Annotated in this window: 25 protein-coding genes; 3 read left to right on the top strand and 22 right to left on the bottom strand. The window is 37.5% G+C overall.

Features of this window, described 5'->3' with window-relative positions; genetic code table 11:
* Window positions 1-12: 12 nt before the first annotated feature.
* The 11 genes from resB to PZE06_RS05640 form a co-directional block, all read right to left on the bottom strand.
* Window positions 13-1668, bottom strand: coding sequence for a cytochrome c biogenesis protein ResB (resB, locus tag PZE06_RS05690; RefSeq protein ID WP_150914805.1), 1656 nt, complete (start codon window positions 1666-1668; stop codon window positions 13-15).
* Window positions 1669-1687: 19 nt separating this feature from the next.
* The gene (resA, locus tag PZE06_RS05685) at window positions 1688-2215 is read right to left on the bottom strand and encodes a thiol-disulfide oxidoreductase ResA (protein WP_150914806.1); all 528 of its coding nucleotides are present in this window, start codon (window positions 2213-2215) and stop codon (window positions 1688-1690) included.
* 175 nt (window positions 2216-2390) lie between these two features.
* Window positions 2391-3119: a 23S rRNA pseudouridine(2605) synthase RluB gene (gene rluB, locus PZE06_RS05680; RefSeq protein ID WP_150914807.1), complete on the bottom strand. Its 729-nt coding sequence runs from the start codon at window positions 3117-3119 to the stop codon at window positions 2391-2393.
* Between the two features lie 384 nt (window positions 3120-3503).
* A complete protein-coding gene (locus PZE06_RS05675; protein WP_150914808.1) occupies window positions 3504-4037 on the bottom strand; it encodes a spore maturation protein in 534 nt (177 codons plus the stop codon).
* Between the two features lie 7 nt (window positions 4038-4044).
* Complete coding sequence (locus tag PZE06_RS05670; RefSeq protein ID WP_150914809.1) at window positions 4045-4632, bottom strand: nucleoside recognition domain-containing protein; 588 nt, start codon at window positions 4630-4632, stop codon at window positions 4045-4047.
* Complete coding sequence (locus PZE06_RS05665) at window positions 4625-5767, bottom strand: D-alanyl-D-alanine carboxypeptidase family protein (RefSeq protein WP_483314056.1); 1143 nt, start codon at window positions 5765-5767, stop codon at window positions 4625-4627. The genes PZE06_RS05670 and PZE06_RS05665 overlap by 8 nt, the downstream gene beginning before the upstream one ends.
* Before the next feature lie 200 nt (window positions 5768-5967).
* Window positions 5968-6864, bottom strand: coding sequence for a superoxide dismutase (locus PZE06_RS05660; RefSeq protein WP_150914811.1), 897 nt, complete (start codon window positions 6862-6864; stop codon window positions 5968-5970).
* Between the two features lie 396 nt (window positions 6865-7260).
* Window positions 7261-7749, bottom strand: coding sequence for a YpuI family protein (locus PZE06_RS05655; RefSeq protein WP_150914812.1), 489 nt, complete (start codon window positions 7747-7749; stop codon window positions 7261-7263).
* Window positions 7750-7840: 91 nt separating this feature from the next.
* Window positions 7841-8257: a hypothetical protein gene (locus PZE06_RS05650; RefSeq protein ID WP_150914813.1), complete on the bottom strand. Its 417-nt coding sequence runs from the start codon at window positions 8255-8257 to the stop codon at window positions 7841-7843.
* Window positions 8258-8388: 131 nt separating this feature from the next.
* On the bottom strand, window positions 8389-8976 hold the full coding sequence (scpB, locus tag PZE06_RS05645) for an SMC-Scp complex subunit ScpB (protein ID WP_150914814.1): 588 nt from the start codon (window positions 8974-8976) through the stop codon (window positions 8389-8391).
* A 5-nt stretch (window positions 8977-8981) separates the two neighbouring features.
* Window positions 8982-9725: a segregation/condensation protein A gene (locus tag PZE06_RS05640; protein WP_150914815.1), complete on the bottom strand. Its 744-nt coding sequence runs from the start codon at window positions 9723-9725 to the stop codon at window positions 8982-8984.
* 346 nt (window positions 9726-10071) lie between these two features.
* Here PZE06_RS05640 and PZE06_RS05635 point away from each other — a divergent pair, with 346 nt between their 5' ends.
* Window positions 10072-10161 (top strand): YjcZ family sporulation protein, encoded by a 90-nt coding sequence (locus PZE06_RS05635; protein WP_150914816.1) that lies wholly within the window; start codon window positions 10072-10074, stop codon window positions 10159-10161.
* Between the two features lie 131 nt (window positions 10162-10292).
* Entirely contained in the window at window positions 10293-10814 is a 522-nt protein-coding gene (locus tag PZE06_RS05630) for a DUF309 domain-containing protein (protein WP_150914817.1), read from the top strand.
* Here PZE06_RS05630 and PZE06_RS05625 read toward each other — a convergent pair whose 3' ends face one another.
* Complete coding sequence (locus tag PZE06_RS05625; protein WP_150914818.1) at window positions 10815-11186, bottom strand: GNAT family N-acetyltransferase; 372 nt, start codon at window positions 11184-11186, stop codon at window positions 10815-10817. It lies immediately after the preceding gene.
* Between the two features lie 518 nt (window positions 11187-11704).
* Here PZE06_RS05625 and PZE06_RS05620 point away from each other — a divergent pair.
* The gene (locus PZE06_RS05620; protein WP_150914819.1) at window positions 11705-12583 is read left to right on the top strand and encodes a DUF1002 domain-containing protein; all 879 of its coding nucleotides are present in this window, start codon (window positions 11705-11707) and stop codon (window positions 12581-12583) included.
* Window positions 12584-12914: 331 nt separating this feature from the next.
* Here the strand turns inward: PZE06_RS05620 and lysA are convergent, their stop codons facing one another.
* The 10 genes from lysA to PZE06_RS05570 form a co-directional block, all read right to left on the bottom strand.
* Entirely contained in the window at window positions 12915-14234 is a 1320-nt protein-coding gene (gene lysA, locus PZE06_RS05615) for a diaminopimelate decarboxylase (protein WP_150914820.1), read from the bottom strand.
* Between the two features lie 143 nt (window positions 14235-14377).
* Window positions 14378-15862, bottom strand: a complete 1485-nt coding sequence (locus PZE06_RS05610) for a spore germination protein (protein WP_150914821.1) — start codon at window positions 15860-15862, stop codon at window positions 14378-14380.
* Window positions 15852-16424, bottom strand: a complete 573-nt coding sequence (gene spoVAEA / locus PZE06_RS05605) for a stage V sporulation protein SpoVABEA (protein WP_150914822.1) — start codon at window positions 16422-16424, stop codon at window positions 15852-15854. Before spoVAEA ends, PZE06_RS05610 begins: the two co-directional genes overlap by 11 nt.
* 57 nt (window positions 16425-16481) lie before the next feature.
* Window positions 16482-16904 (bottom strand): stage V sporulation protein AB, encoded by a 423-nt coding sequence (locus tag PZE06_RS05600; RefSeq protein ID WP_150914823.1) that lies wholly within the window; start codon window positions 16902-16904, stop codon window positions 16482-16484.
* Window positions 16894-17514, bottom strand: a complete 621-nt coding sequence (locus tag PZE06_RS05595) for a stage V sporulation protein AA (protein WP_150914824.1) — start codon at window positions 17512-17514, stop codon at window positions 16894-16896. The genes PZE06_RS05600 and PZE06_RS05595 overlap by 11 nt, the downstream gene beginning before the upstream one ends.
* Window positions 17515-17629: 115 nt before the next feature.
* Window positions 17630-18388: an RNA polymerase sporulation sigma factor SigF gene (gene sigF / locus PZE06_RS05590; RefSeq protein ID WP_095306627.1), complete on the bottom strand. Its 759-nt coding sequence runs from the start codon at window positions 18386-18388 to the stop codon at window positions 17630-17632.
* Window positions 18389-18401: 13 nt separating this feature from the next.
* Window positions 18402-18842 (bottom strand): anti-sigma F factor, encoded by a 441-nt coding sequence (spoIIAB, locus tag PZE06_RS05585; protein WP_150914825.1) that lies wholly within the window; start codon window positions 18840-18842, stop codon window positions 18402-18404.
* A gap of 3 nt (window positions 18843-18845) precedes the next feature.
* Window positions 18846-19196 (bottom strand): anti-sigma F factor antagonist, encoded by a 351-nt coding sequence (gene spoIIAA, locus PZE06_RS05580; protein WP_095306629.1) that lies wholly within the window; start codon window positions 19194-19196, stop codon window positions 18846-18848.
* 152 nt (window positions 19197-19348) lie between these two features.
* Window positions 19349-20518, bottom strand: a complete 1170-nt coding sequence (locus tag PZE06_RS05575; protein WP_191963163.1) for a D-alanyl-D-alanine carboxypeptidase family protein — start codon at window positions 20516-20518, stop codon at window positions 19349-19351.
* A 367-nt stretch (window positions 20519-20885) separates the two neighbouring features.
* Entirely contained in the window at window positions 20886-21725 is an 840-nt protein-coding gene (locus PZE06_RS05570; protein WP_150914827.1) for an ankyrin repeat domain-containing protein, read from the bottom strand.
* Window positions 21726-22089: the final 364 nt, after the last annotated feature.

The raw sequence follows: 22089 nt of genomic DNA, 5'->3' as shown, positions 1-22089 counted from the left end.
CTGCATATTTCACTACTCATGATTACTATTTTTTTTCTCGGAATCTTGGTTTTCATTCTCTTGAAGCTGATCCAACGGTTCCTCTATCCCTGTCCCCTCCAATATTGTACTAATTTCACGCTTGAGTCCATGCCAATTTTTATTGGTATGAGCAGCTACCCAAATTTCGTCATCTTTTCTTCTTAACCAAATTCGTCGATGATTCCAATATGAGCCTTGGGCAACTCCAATCATAAAGATAAAACCGCCGAGAGCGAATAACCAGAGTGTTAAATCCTTTCGGACCGTTAACCCCGTAACATCATTTGTTTCAATTCCTGAGAAGCGAAGCTGGTATTCGTTATCACCGAAAGGCTCAAGGTTTTGTTGAATAGCTACAAAGCTAATTTCACCTTCTGGCTTTTCTGGCGAGAACATTTTAAATACGAAGGCCGGATTATTTGGGATACGTGATTTCGTAGTCGGTTCTCCGCTTTCGTTAAATTCAAAGTCGGGGAAATAGCTCATTACTTCCACCGAGTATCCATCACCCAGGTCATATTTTGTTTGTGGATCATTTAGTTCAATAGTAAGCTCTCCAAATTCCTCCTTGCTTTTTTTGTTCATCATCGTGAAGGACATTGTCGATAACTCACCTAACCTATACTCTGTTTGATAGAGAGCATAGCCATCAAATTTCAAAGGCTCATTCACCCGAATATTGAATTCTTTAATTTGTTCTAATTTTGCTTCTTCACCTGGAAGAGAATCATCTGCCTTTTTATAAAGAATGACATCCGATTGGAAATTTTTCGGAACCATTCCGGCATTTTCAATTGCTTCACTAAAAGCTTCGTTGTCTTTATCCTTATCATACACTTCTAGTGTAAATTCTTTATTTTCTAGATAATACTCCCCGTTTGTTTCAGGGATTACTTTCGTTTCTCCTTCTCTAATCCAAAGCATATCATCAATGTACATGCCAGGAACGAAGCGCAGTATTCCACCTAAAAGAAAAATAATTAAGCCACAATGGTTGACATACGGACCCCAACGGGAGAAACGACCTTTTTCCGCTAAAATATTTCCGTCTTCTTCACGTATTTTATAGCGCTTCATTGCTAAATTTTCTTTTGCCTTTTCGAAAGAAGCGTCTATGTTCTCAGAAGCAGAGGTCGTAAACAAGCGTTGACGTTTTAAAAAGCTTTCATGACGTGTTACTCTTTGCTTGTTTAGTGCTCGATACAGTGGAATAGCTCGATCAATGCTACAAATAACAAGGGAAACACCGATTGAAGCGATTAAAACTAAGTACCACCATGAACTGTATAAATTATGAAAACCAAGATCATAATAAAGCTTGCCAAGCCAGCCATACTGGTCCTCATAATATTCAGCTGCAGTCATGATCGTAGGAATATACATTTCCTGAGGAAATATCGTACCTAATGCCGATGCAACTAGCGTAATAACAATTAACCATACTCCTACTTTAACAGAAGAGAAGAAATTCCAAATTTTATCGACAATGGTTTTATTGTAAGTTTGAGAACGACGTGCACTTCCCTCATACCGCATATCGTGAAGCTTTCCCTGTGCTTTCTCTTCAATTAATGTTAATCCACATGATTCACAAAGCACTGTACCGTGTGGATTAACATGGCCACACTCACATTTAACTTCCTTCATTTTAAAAACTCCTCGTACCCTATGGTTTTATCTCTTTGATCATATCTATAACGACTTGTTCGTTAATAATCTCACCTTCATGGACATTGACGACGTTTCCATCCGGACCAATAAGGAACGTAATGGGTAAATTACCGATTCCATAAACGGTTTGTACCTCTTGCTTTTTGTCATTTAAAATTGGAAATGTTAAATCATGCTTTTTTATAAACTCATTAACGACTACATTTGATTCACCGATATTTACAGCTAAAATTTGTACATCCTCTTCCTGGTTTTCCTGATACTGTTTATCCATATAAGGCATTTCTCTTTCACAAGGCTTACACCATGTAGCCCAAAAGTTTAAGAGAACTCCTTTACCTTCATAATCGGATAAGCGATGTTGTTCCCCATTCATATCAGTTAAGACGAAATCTGGTGCCTTCTTGCCTACTGCTACTTTCTGAATATCATCTTTCGTAAAATTAGCATACAGAGTATAGACGACAGCAGCTCCTAAAACTAGCAATATCACGGTTCGAATCAATAAACGCTGCTTTTTCATATGTATTCTCCCCTCCGAGTAACAAGCTAAATGAACACAAGTTGAAATAATTATAACATTTTTCAACATATTGACCGTGTTATCTTTGCCAATATGTGTGACACTTCTATGAATTTTTCCTTGTCATAAGTGAAATTATTCACACCTTTTATTTTGAAAATATGCTAGAGAAAACCTATTTTTCCGTAGCTGTTGATAAGGTTCTTAGTTGTTTCACCTCATGCGGAGTCAATTCTCTCATATCTCCTACACTTAATCCCTGTAATGTTAAAAAGCCATATCTTTCCCGTTTCAATTTCATAACAGGGTGCCCAATCGCTTCGAACATCCTTCTCACTTGACGGTTTCTTCCTTCATGTATGGTTAATTCTACAATCGAGGTTTGTTTTTTCTTATCAATACTAATAACCTTCGCCTTAGCTGGAGCTGTCTTCCCGTCCTCTAGCTGCACTCCTCTTTCTAGACTTCTCACTTTTTCTCGTGCTGGAATGCCTTTTATTTTTGCAACATATACTTTTTCAATTTCATTTTTAGGATGCATAAGCAAGTTCGCAAATTCTCCATCATTCGTTAATAAAAGGAGCCCCGTCGTATCATAATCTAATCGCCCAATAGGGTACACTCTTTGCTTAATGTCCGGTAAGAAATCGGTGACAACCTTTCGACCTTTATCATCTTTAACACTTGAGATGACACCTCGTGGTTTATAAAACAAAAAGTATATTGGCTCCTCTCTTTCTACCGGGATTCCGTTTACCTCAACCTTATCTGTCGAAGATACTTTAACCCCTAATTCTTTCACTACTTTTCCATTTACTTTCACCTGTCCATCTATTATGAGCTGTTCCGCTTTTCTCCGCGAAGCAAAACCAGCGTGGGCTATGACTTTCTGTAATCTTTCCATTTCCGCCACCTCAATTAGTTGTTGTCTATCATTTCTTCTTCCTTCTGAATTATGACATAAGTCACGTTATTTTCAAAGTAAACCTTATTAAGATAAGGGCGAGATTTTCTTGAAAAGAGACGTCTAAATAGGCATAACTGAGTTGCCAACTGTTTTTTGAATGGGCGCCAATGGCAGAAGATGAGTGAAGTTTTAAATTCCTCTAAATATAACGATAAAGTAAAAAAGTAAGTGAAGAAAAATGGTTCATTTTTCTTCACTTACTTTTTTGGATTGAAGCTTATTCAACTGTTCTAGCATCGAAACTTGAGTATGGTTGTAAAAGCACTTCTCTGTGCTTCCTACTATTTTTATTAAAAGCTATTTTTTTAAATCGCTCATCTTTTATCCTCCAAACACTACCGTGACAACAACGATAGCTGCAATAATGCCAACGAAGTCAGCCAATAACCCGACCTTTAGAGCATCACCCATTTTTTTAATTCCCACTGCTCCAAAATATACAGTTAACACATAAAATGTCGTATCTGTACTTCCTTGAATGGTTGCTGCAAGTCGCCCGATAAATGAGTCTGGGCCATGAGTTGCCATAATATCACTTGTCATACCAAGAGCAGCCGTCCCTGAAATCGGGCGGATAATTGCTAATGGTGCAATATCTGCAGGAATACCTAACGCTTCAAGCCCTGGTCGTATAAAGCCCATTAGGAAATCTAAAGCTCCGGATGCTCTAAACACTGAGATTGCCACTAACATCCCTACGAGAAAAGGAATGATAGAGACAGCAATTTTGACTCCTTCCTTTCCACCTTCGACAAAGCTCTCATATGTTGGCACCCGTTTGAAGGTTCCATACATTAATATAAATGCGATTAAAACTGGAATAAACCATAAGGAAATTACAGATACAATACCCATATATCATTCATCCTTTACGACTTCTTCGATAGTAAAAGAACCGATCAATCAATATTGCCCCTATCGTTGAACAAAGGGTGGCAATGAGGGTTGTCCCTACAATATCTGTTGGATTTGCTGAATTATAATTCATTCGGATCGCAATTACCGTAGTCGGGATCAATGTAAGACTCGATGTATTAATTGCTAAGAAAGTAATCATTGAACGGCTTGCTTCATTTGATCCACCGTTTAATTGGCGCATTTCTTCCATTGCTTTAATCCCCAGCGGAGTGGCTGCATTCCCTAATCCAAACATATTAGCCATCATATTAGAAAGGATATAGCCCATAGCAGGGTGATCATTTGGAATCTCTGGAAAAAGCCTTTTAACAAGAGGGCGAAAAAGCTTTGCCAATATTTTTAGCATCCCTGCATCTTCAGCAATTCTCATCATTCCTAACCAAAATACTAAAATACTTATTAATCCAATGCACAAGGTTACCGCTTCTTTTGCCCCTGAAAATACCGCTTCATTGACCTCATTCATAGTGCCATTAAAAATGGCGAAGACCACTCCGAAAACTGTCATAAAAACCCAAATTAAATTAACCATTGTGGTTCACACCGATCATAGCAGTAAATAAGCTTTTGAATCGTTCGAATAATGAGGGCTGTTCAGTATCTGCAATCGCATAATAAATAGGAAGCTCTTTGATCAATTTATTATCAAAAGTTATGGTTGCTTTCCCTACTACAGTTGGGATACCCCTCATTTCCTCCCATTCTCTTTTTGGCGTTTGCAACTTCATGTCGACTTGAAATTTTTCCTTTTCTTCTGATGTCACTGGATAACGATAATCATGTTCAAAATAAATCTTTTCTTTGTAAAAATCATCATCAATTTCTTCGATTATTCCTGCTTCAATCACTTTCACCATTTCATAATTTTTAAAGGCCATCTCAAACATGCCAATATGGTCATTCCAATCATCTGGTCCATTCAATGTCACAGCGATTAAACTCATATCATCCTTCATAGCGGTGCTAACTAAAGTTCTCTTCGCCAATTTCGTATAGCCGGTTTTTCCACCGGTTGAGTAATCGTAAAGACCAGTTAGTAAGCGATTTTTATTACGCCAAACTCTGTCCCATTTTTCGGTAGGATTTGGGGCACGATGTACTTCAGTTCCAGATATTTTTTTGTATGTATCATTTTCCATCGCATATCTTGTTAAAATCGCCATATCATATGCAGTTGAATAGTGGCTATCAGAATCATCCAGCCCATGAGGATTGGCAAAATGCGAGTTTGCCATCCCAATCTCCCTTGCTTTTTCGTTCATTAAAAAAACAAAGCCTTCTAGGCTACCTCCTACATGCTCAGCGATAGCAACTGCCGCATCATTACCTGATCGAAGCATTAATCCATATACCAAATCTTCCAACTTAACCTTTTCATTTTTTTTCAAAAACAAAGAAGAGCCTTCGGTTCCTTCTGCCCTATCACTGATCGTTACCATATCCTCAAGCTTTCCAGATTCTATCGCTAAAATGGCTGTCATAATCTTCGTAATGCTAGCAATTCTACGCTTTTCATGAGCGCTTTTTTCAAATAAGACTCTACCGGATTCCTGCTCCATTAAGATCGCATTTCTAGCACTGACCGAAACAGAAGCTTCTGCCGTCTGAGGTATATTTGTCAGTAAGAGCGAAAAAATCAAAATAAAGATAATAAGCTTCCACTTCATGTTCATTATGCATGACCTCGCACTATTTGTTTGTACAAGTTTATGCGGGACAAGATGTGATATGACTAAAAACTACATGAGAAAAAAATTTTAAGGCTCTTATCTTAAATTTTTGCGTTTTTATAGGCGTAGCACAAACGCAAAGATCCTTCTTTAGAGCCTTCGTTTTATTTATGAATATTTAAGGTTGTGAGCCATTATTAATATGGTTTCCACGTTAATTGCCTTGCTTTTAAAAATCGCTGCTCAACATCATTCCAGTTGACAATCTCCCACCAGTTATTGACATAATCGCCACGCTCATTTTTATATTGTAAATAGTAAGCATGCTCCCAAACATCTAATACCAATAAAGGAATCGTGTCCCACTGAGTTAACAGCATATGCCGCTCTGATTGGAGGATTTCAAGATGCCTAGCCCTTGGTGACCATACGAGAAGGGCCCAACCAACTCCTTCAACCGCTTTCGCCGCTTCAGTAAAATGCTTCTTAAAGGCTTCAAAACTCCCAAAATATCTCTCTATTTCTTTTAGCAACTTACCCGAAGGTCTTCCTCCACCATTAGGACTCATATTATTCCAAAATATCGTGTGCAAGTTATGACCGGAACCATGGAAAGCTAGTTCCCTTGACCAATGTTTAACAAGTGAAAAATCTCCCTTTTTCCTCGCCTCTTCTAATTTCTTCTCCGCTCTATTCAAACCGTCAACATAGGATTTATGATGTTTGGTATGGTGTAGCCTCATAATTTCTTCTGAAATAACTGGTTCAAGGGCATCGTACGCGTAAGGCAAAGGAGGCAATTCATGTTTTCCAGCTTCCACAAAAGGCTCATTCATGTAAATCGTACCGAGTGCTTGCCGCTTAATAAAATAATCCTCCATATCATCATGGAGTTCCTCAACCCTCGATTGAAGTGTCAGCAATTGCTCACTCGTTAATTGTCCAGGTTGCTGCATACACTCCATCACTTCTGCCAAATCATCCAGCTTTGTCCACATTTCATCCTCTCGATCAATTTGCTCAGTTTCCATAAATTTCTTCATTTCCTCGTTCCATTCCATAACCTCTTTGACATACTCTTCAAATCTCCCCATTGTTCACCCTCATTTCGTTACTATATCAATACACTTCAGAACGATTGCATATTCTTTCATATCGTATGATTAGGCGATTTTTTGTGTGAATTAAAATTATAATCGGTAACCAAACACAAAAGAAGGGCCTCGTAAATAAAGCATAGAAATTATAATTAAACAATCCGTAACTAAATAAAAAACTTGATAAAATAAAATCACTGGGTTCTTTTGTGCCATTAAACTCGGGTTGTACTTAACGAGATGTATTTCCCCACTATGCAATACACCCCCTTGACTTGGCGGAGAGAAGGGAGCAGAAGCAAAACCTGATTGCGATAGATGTAAGCACTAAAAAAAGCTGGATCAATATGTTTTATCAACATTTGATCCAGCTTTTTTGGAGAAGCGGATTATTTATTTAGATTGAATCATTTTCGTACGGTAGTCCGTTTCATAATATTCGAGTTCTTCTCGTATACTTTGGAAACTTCCCTCTAATCCTTTTAATAGATTAACAACCGTTTCTGGAACTTTTTCTTGAAACTTAATCGAATTGTGGCCAGTGTATGCTGCACGACTATCTTCAAACCACGCATCACTTTTCGGTTGAAAAAACTCCTCTACACATTGATGATATATGCGGTAAAGTGTTTTTTCTGCGGCACCTTTGGGGAAAGTATCCGTTTGCAGGATAACTACACAAGCTTCCAATCCTTCTTCACAGTAAACTAAAAGTTTACGAACATTAGACAAAATTGTTTTATAGTACGCCTCACTCCCCTGTTCCTCCTCCAATAGAGAATTCAAGGTAGTTTGATTTAAAAAATCCTCGAGCGTATTAACTGTCGTTACTAGAAAATCTCTTACATCCTCAAGTTGTGATTTGACCATTGTATTTGCCAATTCATACACCCCTATGAATAAATTAGACAGCTTTCGTTGTCTTCACGGAAGAAAAATAAAGAAAATGCTTATTAGTGATAACACTTGTTTACTAAGGTTGGACAATAAATTCCACTGGAGAGCGGAGTTCAAAACCTTTCCCATTTTCTAATTCTGTAAAAATGGAGGTTAATTTTCCAAAATCCAGCTCTTTAAATAATGATGAGAATTCAGTCTTCGAATTCATGTAAACCCGCTTACGATTACGAAATTCTGGATTTTTAATCAGACAAGCTAATGCGACAATATCTTTAAATTGAACAGACCTGCTTCCTGCTTCGAAAATAGGTTCGCTTTGATATGGTGTAAATTCCGAAATAAACTCATCAAAATATCGTACATACAAAACTTGGAAAGTTTTCTCGATCCCTGCATCTTTAAATATAACTTCACTTTTATTAAAAAAATCCTCTGAAGTATTTGATTTTGTTTTTTCTAATTCATACCCTTTACATTCCGTAATAAACATGTAACCATCCTCTGTTCTTTAAAAATTATTAACGCTTGATGATCGTGTTCATTATTTTGTTATGTCATTCATCATCTTAAAGCAAATTCTTCTTTTATTCTATCATATTCTCTTTAGTCTGTGTCAGAAAATCAAGTATCAAGGGTCTCCTGGAATTTTTCAAAAAACAAATCCGCTTCCTCTTGAATATATTCTTCATCTACTTTCTCTGGAAGAGGCGGGAGCTCCTCAATACTTCTCAATCCAAAATAATCTAGAAATTCTTTCGTCGTCCCATAAAGAATAGCCCGACCTGTTCCTTCAGCTCGGCCCACTTCCTTAATTAAAGCTTTTCCTACCAATGTATGAATCGGTCTCTCCGTCTTCACTCCTCTTATTTCCTCAATCTCCGCCCGTGTAATTGGCTGTTTGTAGGCTATAATTGCCAGTGTTTCAAGAGCAGCTTGAGATAAAGTACTCGTTGTTGGCGACTCGACGAGCTTCTTTAAATAGGAAGAATTCTCTTTTTTTGTTGCTAACTGATAATGACCAGCAAATTGCACGACTGTTATACCACGGTTTTGATCAGCTTCATAATCCTCTGTAAGCTGCAGAAGAATCTCCCCTGCATATACTTCTTCTATTTCTAATACTTGTGAAATCTGTTTGATCGACAAGCCTTCATCCCCAGCTGCGAAAAGAAGGCTTTCAACGATTCCTTTCCAATTTACAACTTCCAAAAATGTTACTCCTTCCCCATCACAAAAATTTCTGAGAAATTCCCTTCTTGTTCAACAATGATTTCTCTTCGCTTCATTAATTCTAATACAGCCAAAAAGGTAATGACGATATGATCTTTCTCTCGTCTAGGAAACAGGTCAAAGAAACTCCTTCTTCCCTTATTAAGCTGCAAATCTCTTAAAATTTCATCCATTCTTTGCTCGATCGGAATTTCTTGGCGTGAAATTTTCGTTGGCAATGGTCTCTGCAGTTTTTTTCTTCTTAAAAGCTTTTGAAGTGCTCCAAGCATATCATAAAGAGAGACATCCAAATCTCTTCTCTCTGGACTTACTTCAGTAGAAAAATCAGCTAAATCACTTGGAGGCTTTGTGAACATTAAACCTCTCTCTAATTCAAGGCTCTTTAAATCTGATGCGGCTTCTTTATATTTGCGATATTCAATTAAGCGTTCAACTAATTCATCTCTCGGATCCTCTTCATATTCAAACTCGAACTCATCCTCTAAAGATTCTTCATGCTTTGGTAGCAGCATCTTACTTTTAATCGCTAAAAGAGTTGCCGCCATTACTAAATATTCACTCGCCACATCAAGCTGAAGTTCTTTCATCGTATGTATATAAAACAGGTACTGCTCTGTAATTTCAGAAACAGGTATATCATAAATATCAATTTCAAGTCGATTGATTAAATGAAGAAGTAAATCAAGTGGTCCTTCAAACGCATCAATCTTTACATTATAGTGCTCCATATTTTTCCACCAAAGCTTTTTTATTATTAGATTTCATAATTATAACAGCATTGTTTACTCAAGTTAAAAAAATGGCAAAAGCCCGATCACGAAGTACAGGAGCTTTTCTCTATAGCCTCAGGTGCTATCCTTAATACATTATATAATTAACTCGAATGTATAAATACTATTATTAGTATAGAGGATTCACGAAGGATATCCAATAAAATTTTAGCAATAGCGCGGGGTTTCCACTAACTTCCACCCTTTAAAACCATTCCATTAGGAAAATAGCCCAAACAGATCGATACACACCAACATACGCTATTACTGTATTAAAAAGATAAACAAGTAGGAGGGGATTTATATGTCTTCAGGACATGGATTTGGTTCAGGCTTTGCCTTAATTGTGGTGTTGTTCATTCTGCTCATTATTGTTGGTGCCGCTTGGTTCTAATTAACTATACACTTAACAGACTTTTTTGCAATATACCCAGAGCTATTCTGGGTATATTTATTACATAGCTTTTGGTCGACCACGATTTCAATCTGCGGTAAACTTAGGGAAAAGAGATTAGGAGGAAACGGATGTATCCGCAAGAGTATATCGAGTTCTTAGTTCATTTTCACGGTGATCGTGATTATTTTGAATGTCATGAAATATTAGAGGAATATTGGAAAAAGGTTGATAAAAACAATAAAAACTCTGTTCTAGTTGGGTTGATTCTTCTTGCCGTTTCGAATTATCACCATCGTAGAGGAAATTTTAGCGGTGCAGCTCGGACCCTGAAAAAGTCGCTCAAAATTATCGAACAGCATAATCTTGATTCACTTGGATTGTCCAAAGAAGAATTATTAATAATGTTAAAAGCACGACTTACGCATATTCAGGAACGGAAAGAATACGTAAGTATGAGATTACCTATAAAAGATTCTTCACTTATTGAAGCATGTAAAAGAGCTTGTCAGCAAAAAGGGTTTAACTGGTGTGAAAAAAGCGATCTTTCAAACGATGAAATTGTTCATCGCCATTTACTTCGGGATCGAAGTGAAGTCATGATTGAAAGGGCACAAGCAATTAAATTAAGACAAAAAAAAGGCAGCGAATAATTATTCACTGTCTTCTTTCATTTCTTCGACTACATCACATTTATCAATAAATTTAGCCGTTTCCTCATTCGCAGTTAATTCCTTATCAGGAAAGAGATTTTTTAACGCTCTAACCATGCTTTTTCCGATTCCTTGGTGGCGATGGGAAGGATTTACAGATATATGTTGTATTTCAACGTGCACATCATCAGTAATTGAAACTCCAATTAGACCAATGACATCCTCATCTTTCCAGAGAAAAAGCTGCCAATTATCTGAAGCTTCATATTGCTTCATGGTGTTTTGTAATTTCTTTAAATCTTTTTCATTTGGCATGAACGACAACAAACCCATGGCAATTTTTTCAAAACCTTTTTTATAACGAATTAACATTTAGATCCCTCATTAATGGAATAAACATCTACACCTATTTTTTCCATTTTTCCCTCATTTTAAACGATTAGCTCACTAAACTCCCTTTTCATTTTTCATCTACATTTAGTTCTTTTCCTTATGTAGTGTATGATGTTTTAGAGATTTTGGTTCTTATGGGAAAAGACAGCAGACACATCGCGAAGCATTACATTAATCGTTACTATCATACAAGATTTATAGAATTTCTTCAATCCTTCAATTATCATGAGAGAAAAGTTTGCATCTATTTATAGGTAGTCTATAATAGATTTATTCCATATAGAACCATTTTTTGTTGCATCAAATCAATATAAGGCTAAACGGGCTTTCATATATTATAAATATCTTATCAAACAGCTTATATTTGCACATATTGATAGTAGTAGAAGCTTCTTCGTTTACCGATAAAATTGAAACTTTCTTGAACTTTCATTCGTCTATCAGTTCGAAGAAGCTCTGTGAAAAATAAAAGGATTTTTTAATTAGGAGGAAACTTCATGCTAAAGAAACTAAAAATTGCGATAGCCCTTCTCTGTGCTTTCTTGCTTCTACCAATCCAAGGCTTTGCTGATATGGTAGAAGGAGATATGATTGTTACGCTCGGAGAAAACCTTACCGAGCAACAGAAAAATCTTTTACTGGCTGAGATGGAAGCCCCTGATGATGTACAAATTATTTATGTATCCAATTCTGAAGAGCATCAATACCTTGGAAATTACATTGCTAAATCGTTAATTGGTACAAAGGCAATATCTTCATCGGCCATAACAGTTGGAAAAGAAGGCTCTGGTTTAGAAGTTAAAACAAAAAATATTAACTGGGTTACAGATGAAATGTATATTAACGCACTCATTACGGCTGGGGTAAAAGATGCCAGCATTTACATTACAGCACCTTCATCTGTTTCCGGCACTGCTGCTTTAACTGGAATTATTAAAGCTTATGAAATTTCAGCGGATACAACAATCCCTGAAGAAGTAAAGCAAGCTGCCAATGAAGAAATGGTGGAAACAGCTGAGCTTGGCGAATCTGTTGGTCAAGAGAACGCCGCTGCCTTAATCGCAAAAATAAAAGAAGAAATCGCTAAAAATGCACCCGAAACAGATGCAGATTTACGCGCCATCATTGAACAAGCTGCCAATGAGCTTGGAATTACATTAACGGAAGAGGAAATTTCCAGCTTAATGGCTCTATTTAATAAACTCAAAAATTTAGATATTGACTGGAATCAAGTTGGGGAACAACTCAACCAAGCAAAGGACAAAATCTCAAAGTTCCTCGAAAGTGAGGAAGGTCAAGGATTTCTTGACAGTTTAAAACGCTTTTTTGTCAGCCTTATTGATGCTATTAAAAGCTTCTTTGGCGGCGGAAATTAAAAAGCTCCCCTTATCGTCAGTAGATAGAAGAATAATCCAAATACTTTAATCGGCCTAGAGTTCTAGGCCGTTTTAATATCTACATCAATATACTCATTTGTGGCCCACATCATTCTTCGTATGCTCCACTTGGAGGAAGCTCTCGGCCGTATCCTATATCCCTATGTCAACTCTTCTTTAGCTCATTCATGTTTAAGTACAGGATCAAGATGAAATTTTATCACTACCACAATAGCAATCACATCTTTCAAATGGATTTGAGTTAAAAAGAGAAAGGCTGTAAGCAAACTCGATCAAATCAAGTTTTATTTACAGCCAAGCTTTTAGGAGCTTATTTTTTTATTTGTTCCATTAGCGGTACATCTAAATGGACAATATCATCAAAGGTCTCTCTTCTCACAACTAACTGTGCTCGACCATCCTCAACAAATACAACTGGAGGCCTTGGAATTCGATTATAATTATTCGCCATCGAATAACCATAAGCTCCTGTACAAAATACTGCTAAAATATCGTTTTGTCCAGCCTTTGGCAAAGGTAAATCCCAAATTAACATGTCCCCTGATTCACAGCATTTCCCAGCAATTGAAACCGTCTCTTCTACTTGATCTAGCGGACGATTCGCTAAAATCGCCTCGTACTTTGCTTCATATAATGCAGGGCGAATATTATCACTCATTCCCCCGTCAACGGCCAAATAATTACGAACATTAGGCACTTCTTTCCGTGAACCAATTTGATAAAGGGTTGTCCCTGCATCTCCAACTAATGAACGACCCGGTTCAATCCAAATTTCAGGAACTTTCATATTAAAAGCCTGTGCTTGCTTCTTCACTTCTACTATGATTTCCTCCACATACTGTGCTGCTGGGATTGGAGCATCTTCCTGCGTATAACGAATCCCAAAACCTCCGCCTAAATTTAATACTTCAGATTCAAAACGATAGGTATCGGACCATTCATGTAATTTTGCAAAGATTTTTCGAGCAGCTAATATGAAACCAGTTGTTTCGAAAATTTGTGAACCAATATGACAATGTATTCCCAATAAATTGAGATTTTCTGAATCAAGTGCTTTTTTAACAGCTGTATCTGCTTGCCCATTTTGTAAATCAAAACCAAACTTCGAATCTTCCTGCCCTGTTAAAATATAGTCATGGGTATGAGCCTCAATACCTGGAGTAACACGAAGAAGAATATCCATCTTTACCTGCTTCTCCTTGCATAATTCGTCCAATAAATTCAATTCATAAAAATTATCAACGACAATACAGCCAATTTCATGCTCAAGTGCCATTAATAATTCTTCACGGCTCTTATTATTTCCATGAAAGTGAATTCTTTTAACAGGAAATTTGGCACAGAGAGCTGTATAAAGCTCCCCACCGGAAACAACATCAAGAGAGAGTCCTTCTTGCTCAGCTAATTGGATCATAGCAATTGTAGAAAAAGCTTTACTTGCATAAGCAACCTGAGAATTAACCCCTAATTTTTCAAAGGTTTCTCTAAAACCACGAGCTCTTTCTCTTATAAGAGCTACATCATATACATATACAGGAGTACCAAACTCACTGATAATATCAACTGTGTCAATTCCGCCTATTTCTAAATGACCATTATCATTTACTTTAGAAGTTCCATGTAAAAACATTTGTATCCCCTCATTCTAGAGCTAGAAATTTAGTCTTTTTTTAATATTGTGAACTCGATTCATTATGAATAAAAATTACTTTACCATATAAAAGAGGAAACATCAATTTCAATCTCTATACTAGGGATTAACAAATACCATTCTTATTGGTTTGATGCCTGTTTCTGGCGATTACGAGGCTGAACAATGCTCGGCCTAATTTTTGATCCTGGAGTTGAACTCCGAATTAGGATTTGCAGAAAAGCTTTCGGACTAAAAGGAATGAACGGCCATAAATATGGGCTTCTTAAAGAGCGAATGCTTGCTAGGAAAACGATGAAGGCAGTCATTCCAATCACAAATCCCGAAATTTTAAATGCTGAAACCAATATTAATAAAAATAGTTTTACGATATTATTTGCCATACTCAATTCATAACTCGGAGTGGAGAAGGTTCCCATCGCTGATACGGCTACATATAAAATTACTTCAGGCACAAATAGGCCGACATCAATAGCAATTTGTCCTATCAATACTGCGGCAATTAACCCCATAGCTGTTGCCAGCGGAGTCGGAGTATGGATAGCTGCTAAGCGCAAAAACATCAACCCTAGCTCCGAGAAGAAGATTTGCAGGATGATGGGAATATTCGATTCTTCATTCGGACCAATAAATTCCAACCGTTCCGGTAATAAAGATGGTTCCAAAACAAAGATTAGCCATAAAGGCAATAAAAATAACGAAGCAAATACCCCTAAAAATCGGCACCATCTAATAAAAGTACCGGCCGTCGGAGATTGTCTATATTCTTCCGCATGTTGCAGATGATGAAAAAAAGTCGTTGGTGTAATAATGACGCTTGGAGATGTCGCAACATAAATGAGAACATGACCTTCTAATAAGTGGGTAGCCGCTACATCTGCTCTTTCCGTATACCTTACAAGAGGATACGGATTATAGCCTTGTTTCACTAAATATTCTTCGATCGCTTTATCCGCCATTGTTAGGCCATCGACATCAATGGAGTTCAATTCTTTTCTGATGATGTCGATTAGATCCTTATTTGCGACATCCTTTACATAAGCAATCGCAACATCCGTTTTTGAGCGCTCTCCCACTTTTAAAATTTCAAATCTTAATCGTTCATCCCTTATTCTCAAGCGAGTAAGTCCTGTATTCATAATAATATTCTCCACAAATCCATCCCTCGAACCTCTAACGACTTTCTCTGTCGCTGGTTCTTCCGGCTGTCTTCCTGGATAATTGCGGACATCTACCGCAAATGCACTCGTTTCCCCTTCAACTACAATCATAATTAAGCCAGAAAGAACCTGATCAACTAATTCATCCATTGTTTTCACAACAGCTACCGACTGATGAAGAAGGCGATTCTCAATAATATGAAAAACATCTGCGGATTTCTTTTCTCTATCATTTAACTCGACAAGTTCTTTTAAAATATAAATGACAAATTCGGTATCGCATAAACCGTTTACGTAATAAAACTGAACCTCTTTACCGAGAACCTTCACTTTTCTAACGCCTAAGTCAAAGCTCTCACCAAGACCTATCCTTTCTTTCATATAGCTTTCTACATCTTCAGGACTAGTAGGGATCGGTTTCACATCCACAGGACCTTTACTTTTCATGAAATCCGCTCCTTTCTAAAATTATTTCAATCGCTTTCTTCGTAATCGGTGCACCGATTTCATATGAATCCTTACCTGCCATTTTCCCAATATCGCCAATCCCCACGACAACAGGCAGATCGAGCTCGTCTAAGCTGTAAACCGTATCACCATTTAACCTTCCTATTTCCAGTTCTGCCTCTCCATATTTATCGACTCCATATGGGGTCAACTCTCCATAACGGTCAACACTAACATCAATCCTTGTCCACTCTGCTTGCCGCGTCTTTGCTGCTACTGCCAACACACCCAATACTTCAATATCTGGATGCTTGGCCACAAATTTCAAAGCACTTTCTCCGTAACCTTCACCAACTAGACCGCTATCATCAAACATCACAAGGACTGGTTCATAAGGAGCTTTCTTAATCAAAGCTACAATTTCAGAACCTGTTAAAGCGGTTGGATTCCCATGAGACATTGAAATACAGCGACCTCCTATTTCTGTTGCCACATGTTCAACTGCTTTTCTGGCATATTCATCCCCGTCTGTAATGATTATGATGCGCTTTCGTTCACCCATAAACCCTTTCCTTTCATGTGAAGATAAATTATCGCACTTGTTTGTGGCATCGCAGAATCAATCTCCAACAAAATAAAGCCATTGATATAGTGAGCCAAATATTTTACCAAATACAAAGGCCATCATTAAAAGAACGATCTTTTCTTCTAAGCCAATTCGTTTTGCTAAAATGGGAAAGACATTTAGAACTTCTGTAAGCGCCGCAGCCATCATGCCCACAAAAATCCCCCCTGCTGCACCTAAAGGAATTAACGTGTATGGAGAAAAATGAAACGTCCAATCCCTTAAACTAACAAAGCCTCCTACTACTGCACCAAAAACAACGGCCCATTGGTAGCCGATGATCATTTTCATTGTTTTCGATAATTGCGTAAGTCTTGGGATGATCCCTAGCACAGTTAAAAAGGCAACAAAACCTGAGCCAACTGCGAGCCCCCCTGCAAGTCCGATAAAGATAATAAACGCAATTTTAATCGTCATCAATTCTCTTCATACTTTCTTTATTTTCGGTCAAGCTTACATAGCGATCTAAATCTTGTTGATAATTAAACATTTCAACTTCGAGGGGACTAGGCTCTTCATTCAAACGCTTGCGGAATACATGATTAAAAAAAAGAACCATTCCAAGACCAAGACCGAACGAATACGGAATTTGAAACAATAACGGTTTATCCACTACTTTTCCAGTAATAATTGTATATATTCGCTGCTGTGTTGCCTGCATCGCCACATCTTCATGAAAATACATAATGGCAAGAGCAGCACCGAAAAAAAGCAAGCACCATATTAAAATAAAAAAAGGGATCGAGACACCTTTTTTCTTCCGGATGACTTCCACTATCGCTTGGGACGGGCCAACCGTCTGAACTTGACATTTGTCAACAACCGCTGTAATTTTTTCGATCACTTTGATCACATCAATTATAATGATGTTGTAATCTTGTTCATTTACATGATAAATCGCTAATTCCTGTAGCTTTTTCAATATTTTTTCATCGGCAATAATCTGCGCCACATCTCTTAAGTAAACCGTATCGTGCGGTCGAATTTGAACCCGATGTCGCATTCGAATATAAATGGTTTCTTCCATTACAATCACATCCCACACATTGATTTCCTTGTATAAATAGTATGAGTTACAGCTATTTCCTTCATGAACACCAAAAAGTGGGAACTCAGAAAAACACGTAAAAAGACCATATGGACTAGACGTCCATATGGTCTTTCATTTGCTGCAATATTTTCTTTTCTAGGCGCGATACTTGCACTTGAGAGATCCCCAAGCGCTCTGCCACTTCAGATTGGGTTTGATCCTTATAGTATCTTAAATAGACGATTAATCTTTCCCGTTCATCAAGCTCACGAATCGCTTCCTTTAGAGCAATTTTGTCAAACCACTTGCCTTCATTTCCATCATCGATCTGATCAAGTAAAGTGATCGGATCACCATCATTTTCATAAACAGTCTCATGGATCGAGGAAGGCGAACGGTTCGCATCTTGAGCGAGTATAATATCCTCGGAAGGAATATTTAAAAACTCAGACAGTTCATTAATCGTCGGGATTCTCCCGAGATTTTTCGAAAGTTCATCCTTGGCTTTACGGATTTTGTTACTCAATTCTTTTAGAGAGCGACTGACTTTAACCGTTCCGTCATCACGAATAAACCGCTGGATTTCACCAATGATCATCGGAACCGCATAGGTGGAAAACTTCACATCATAGGAGAGGTCAAATTTATCCACTGATTTTAACAAACCAATGCAGCCAATTTGAAAGAGATCATCCGGTTCATACCCACGATTAAGAAATCGTTGAACGACCGACCACACAAGGCGCATATTCTTCTGCACAATCATATCCCTTGCGTCGCCATCGCCATCTTGGCTCTTTTTGATCAGCTCCTTGACTTCATGGTCCTTTAAATATGTTTGATTTTTGTCTGATTTTACCTCCACATCCATAGGCAAGACTCCCTTAATTGCATAACATTTTACTCTTTGTTAAATGCTTTCTTAATCGAACCTCTGTACCTTCTCCTAAACTGGAGTGAATCTCGATTTCATCCATGAAGTTTTCCATAATCGTAAAGCCCATACCGGATCTTTCCAACTCAGGCTTTGTAGTAAATAACGGTTGACGAGCTTCATCAATATTGTTAATGCCCAAACCATGATCTTTGATTGTCATCTCGACAAAATCGTCTTCTAGTTTGACGGAAATATAGACGATTCCCTCAGCATTATTTTCATATCCGTGGATAATGGCGTTCGTCACCGCTTCAGAAACAACGGTTTTAATTTCTGTTAATTCATCCATCGTCGGGTCTAATTGTGCGATGAACGCAGCAACCGTAACCCGGGCAAATGATTCGTTTTGACTCAGCGCATTAAACTGCAAATGCATCTCATTTTTCATTGACTATGCTACCCCCAATCTTTCCAAAGCAAATTGTTCAGTCGGCTCTAGACGTATTATTTTAAATAAGCCTGACATATCAAATAATCTTTGGACGCTTGGGGAAATTGCGCAGACGACCATTTCACCATGTTTTTGCTTAATTTGCTTATATCGACCAAGAATCACACCTAAACCAGAACTATCCATAAAGGTTAAAGATTCTAAATTCAAGACAATATGACGAATTTGATGTTCTTCAATTGCCTTTGTTGCCCGTTCACGCAATTCATCTGCGAAATGATGATCCAACTCACCACTAAGACGAATGCATAAAACATCTTGCTTGACTTCCAATTCAATGTCTAGACTCACTACTCCAACCTCCTTAGTCTTTCATAGTGAGTCAATTCGTTATTTGGTGCTCGATTTCCTTCTTGCAGACAAAACTAGTAACAATTCGCTAAAAAAAGTTGGAATAAAAGACATTTCGACAAAAGCCTCTAACACGCGTTGTCATGAAGTTTTTAATCTCCAGCCTTCGTAAACATGCCGAAGGAGCGCTTATATAAAATCCACCAATTGGCCTTTTTGACATCTTTACTTGCAATTAATGGGCTTTGGACAAGCGTTTTTCCATCCTTCATAAGCTTTAGTTGACCAACTTCGTCACCCTTTTTAAGAGGAGCTTTAATATTCTCGTTCATTACAATTTCCTGTTGAACATCTTTAACGCTTTCACCCTTTTTCGTTAAGATGGAAATTGGCTCACTTGTTACAGCATCTACTTTTTTCAAATCTCCTTTACTCACTTTCGCTTTCTCAATGGAGACATTGCGTTCATATAATGGATGTGTTTCATACTGACTAAAAGCATAGTCGAGCATTTTCGTCACTTGGGCATTTCGCGCTTTTGATGTCGGAGCACCAAATACAACAGCAATAACTCGCATATCATTTTTCTCGGCAGTTGCAGTTAAACAATATTTCGCTTCACTCGTATACCCGGTCTTCAATCCATCAACTCCTGGATAGAATTTAACAAGCCGATTTGTGTTCACTAACCAAAATTTTTTATCCGATTTTTCTCGCAAATAGGATTCATATGTACCAGTAAATTTGGTAATATCCTCATACTTCAATAATTCTTTCGCGATTATGGCCATATCATGTGCTGTACTGTAATGATTCTCTGCAGGTAATCCTGTTGTATTCTGAAACTGGGTATTTTTAAGTCCCAGCTCTTTCACTTTTGTATTCATTTCTTCTACAAACGCTTCCTCTGAGCCAGCTATTCTTTCTGCTACTGCCACAGATGCATCGTTAGCGGAACCGATAGCAATTGCTCTTAGCATTTCCTCTGTTGTCATTTCTTCACCTGGTTCAAGGAAAACCTGTGAGCCTCCCATTGAAGCAGCATACTCACTCGTGCGAACTTTTTCATCCATTTTTAACTTTCCACTTTCAATTGCCTCCATAATTAAAAGCATCGTCATAATTTTCGTCATGCTTGCAGGAGGTAATTTTTCATTACTATTTTTATCATAAAGTACTGTGCCAGTATCTCTTTCAATAAGGATGGCGGATTTTGCATCATCCGCTAATTCAACACCTGTTTTCTCTTCTGCAAACACAGCAGGGGTAATGAATGATGTAACCAATAACGATATTAGAAACATAGATACAATCCTTCTCATGACATAACCCTCCATTCTTTATAGATCCATTTTTCACCAATAAAACTAAAAATATACAAGGAAAGTCATGCTCGAAGTAAAAATTGTGTTATAAATTTTTCAAAGGAAAAAGAGGAGGTTGAAAAAGCCGTTGGCACAGTCAGTTGCTAATGCTCAATCTCAGTTGTTTTGGGGATTTTTTATTTAATTGTGGATTTTGTCATATATTGCGGATTTTTCTTATTAAGAACTGTAGTCCAAAACAAGTGAAGACAGTCGAAGTCAGTACCCTCCACTTGTTTTTTTATGAAGACTTTTCAGTTAGCTATTGATCGGATTAGTAAATAGATTGAGATTACTTCCATTTCTTTATCATTGAACAAATCTCTTAATCTTCACTTAAAATGTCAACTAGACGCCTACCATTTACATCAATGATATTTTTATTCGCTCCTTTTTTTAATAAAATGCTTATAACTTCTTTATTTTTATTTAAAGCAGCTTGAAAAAGCGCTGTTCTGCCTTCATCATCTTTCGCTTCAATGTCGGCATTATGATGAATCAATAGTGTTACAACATCAGGATGATCATAAATACTAGCAATCATTAAAGGTGTGGAATTACCAGATTGCTCACAAATAGTATCTACTTTTGCGTTGTTACGTAATAAAAAGCTAACTATATCCGTATACCCTTCACTTGAGGCTATATACAATGAAGAAAAACCATATTGATCTTTCAAGTTAACATTCGCACCAAATTGAACCAATAGCTTCACACACTCTATATAGCCTTCTTGCGTAGCCCAGTGTAATGGGGAATAGCCTTTTCCGTTTTGGTCTTGTTGGTTTACTTGTACCCCTTGTTTGAGTAACCGCTTTGTAATTTCAACGCTCCCCCTTGCTACGGCTGCATGTAAAGGAGTAAATCCATCACGATGTAATTCTAAATTACAGTTACATGCTATTAGTAAATCGACCATTTCCTTATACCCTTTTATGCAAGCAATTTCAAGAGGTGTGTAGTTTTCATGATCCAAACTGTCGATGTTTGCTCCATGCTCTAACAAATATTTTACGATTTCTAAATTCCCCTCTTGTACTGCCCAATGTAGCGCTGTATATCCATCTTCATCTCCTCTATTAATGTTCCAACCTGCATTAAGTAAATTTTTCACACTGACCAAATCATTATGTGCAGCAGCTTGAAAAATATCCATATATTTCATATCCCTCCTAAAACATAACCAATTATTTATAATGATTAGATACAATCCTTAATTCGTTCGGTTTCAACAAAAACCTTTTAATGCAACGGGCAACTAAATAATAGCAAAATGTCTCGTACATGGCAGCAAAAATCTTAAAATATCTATGTTAAGCAGTGGCATTGATCTGTGTTGCGTTGATTTTTGGCACATTTCCTCTTCGTCCTTTCAGTTGGTTGTGAGACTGAGATTTCGCAGTAAGAAAAACCGGGCAAAAACCGCCCGGTCCCTTTTTGTCTAGCGAATATCCGAAATTTTATACTCTATACCGTGTACTCCTTTGTAATACTCGGGATACATTTCTCCTCCGCATTTTTCACACGAA

It is taken from the genome of Robertmurraya sp. DFI.2.37, from assembly GCF_029211245.1.
Taxonomy (GTDB): Bacteria; Bacillota; Bacilli; order Bacillales; family Cytobacillaceae; genus Robertmurraya; species Robertmurraya methanolica_A.
Note: the sequence above shows the minus strand (reverse complement) of the source record. Positions and strands in the feature narration are given on the sequence as shown.

Coding starts and splice junctions, on each gene's coding strand:
- PZE06_RS05610 (WP_150914821.1), bottom strand. CDS start 15,862: ATGAAAAGTAAAGGTCCTGTGGATGTGAAACCGATCCCTACTAGTCCT.
- PZE06_RS05640 (WP_150914815.1), bottom strand. CDS start 9,725: ATGGAGCACTATAATGTAAAGATTGATGCGTTTGAAGGACCACTTGAT.
- PZE06_RS05595 (WP_150914824.1), bottom strand. CDS start 17,514: ATGGAAGAAACCATTTATATTCGAATGCGACATCGGGTTCAAATTCGA.
- PZE06_RS05650 (WP_150914813.1), bottom strand. CDS start 8,257: ATGTTTATTACGGAATGTAAAGGGTATGAATTAGAAAAAACAAAATCA.
- PZE06_RS05620 (WP_150914819.1), top strand. CDS start 11,705: ATGCTAAAGAAACTAAAAATTGCGATAGCCCTTCTCTGTGCTTTCTTG.
- resA (WP_150914806.1), bottom strand. CDS start 2,215: ATGAAAAAGCAGCGTTTATTGATTCGAACCGTGATATTGCTAGTTTTA.
- PZE06_RS05625 (WP_150914818.1), bottom strand. CDS start 11,186: ATGTTAATTCGTTATAAAAAAGGTTTTGAAAAAATTGCCATGGGTTTG.
- spoIIAB (WP_150914825.1), bottom strand. CDS start 18,842: ATGAAAAATGAGATGCATTTGCAGTTTAATGCGCTGAGTCAAAACGAA.
- spoVAEA (WP_150914822.1), bottom strand. CDS start 16,424: ATGGGTGAACGAAAGCGCATCATAATCATTACAGACGGGGATGAATAT.
- PZE06_RS05675 (WP_150914808.1), bottom strand. CDS start 4,037: ATGGGTATTGTATCTGTAATTTCCTTATGGTTTATTCCAGTTTTAATC.
- PZE06_RS05665 (WP_483314056.1), bottom strand. CDS start 5,767: ATGAAGTGGAAGCTTATTATCTTTATTTTGATTTTTTCGCTCTTACTG.
- rluB (WP_150914807.1), bottom strand. CDS start 3,119: ATGGAAAGATTACAGAAAGTCATAGCCCACGCTGGTTTTGCTTCGCGG.
- PZE06_RS05600 (WP_150914823.1), bottom strand. CDS start 16,904: ATGACGATTAAAATTGCGTTTATTATCTTTATCGGACTTGCAGGGGGG.
- PZE06_RS05575 (WP_191963163.1), bottom strand. CDS start 20,518: ATGAGAAGGATTGTATCTATGTTTCTAATATCGTTATTGGTTACATCA.
- sigF (WP_095306627.1), bottom strand. CDS start 18,388: ATGGATGTGGAGGTAAAATCAGACAAAAATCAAACATATTTAAAGGAC.
- PZE06_RS05570 (WP_150914827.1), bottom strand. CDS start 21,725: ATGAAATATATGGATATTTTTCAAGCTGCTGCACATAATGATTTGGTC.
- PZE06_RS05635 (WP_150914816.1), top strand. CDS start 10,072: ATGTCTTCAGGACATGGATTTGGTTCAGGCTTTGCCTTAATTGTGGTG.
- PZE06_RS05630 (WP_150914817.1), top strand. CDS start 10,293: ATGTATCCGCAAGAGTATATCGAGTTCTTAGTTCATTTTCACGGTGAT.
- PZE06_RS05670 (WP_150914809.1), bottom strand. CDS start 4,632: ATGGTTAATTTAATTTGGGTTTTTATGACAGTTTTCGGAGTGGTCTTC.
- resB (WP_150914805.1), bottom strand. CDS start 1,668: ATGAAGGAAGTTAAATGTGAGTGTGGCCATGTTAATCCACACGGTACA.
- lysA (WP_150914820.1), bottom strand. CDS start 14,234: ATGTTTTTACATGGAACTTCTAAAGTAAATGATAATGGTCATTTAGAA.
- PZE06_RS05660 (WP_150914811.1), bottom strand. CDS start 6,864: ATGGGGAGATTTGAAGAGTATGTCAAAGAGGTTATGGAATGGAACGAG.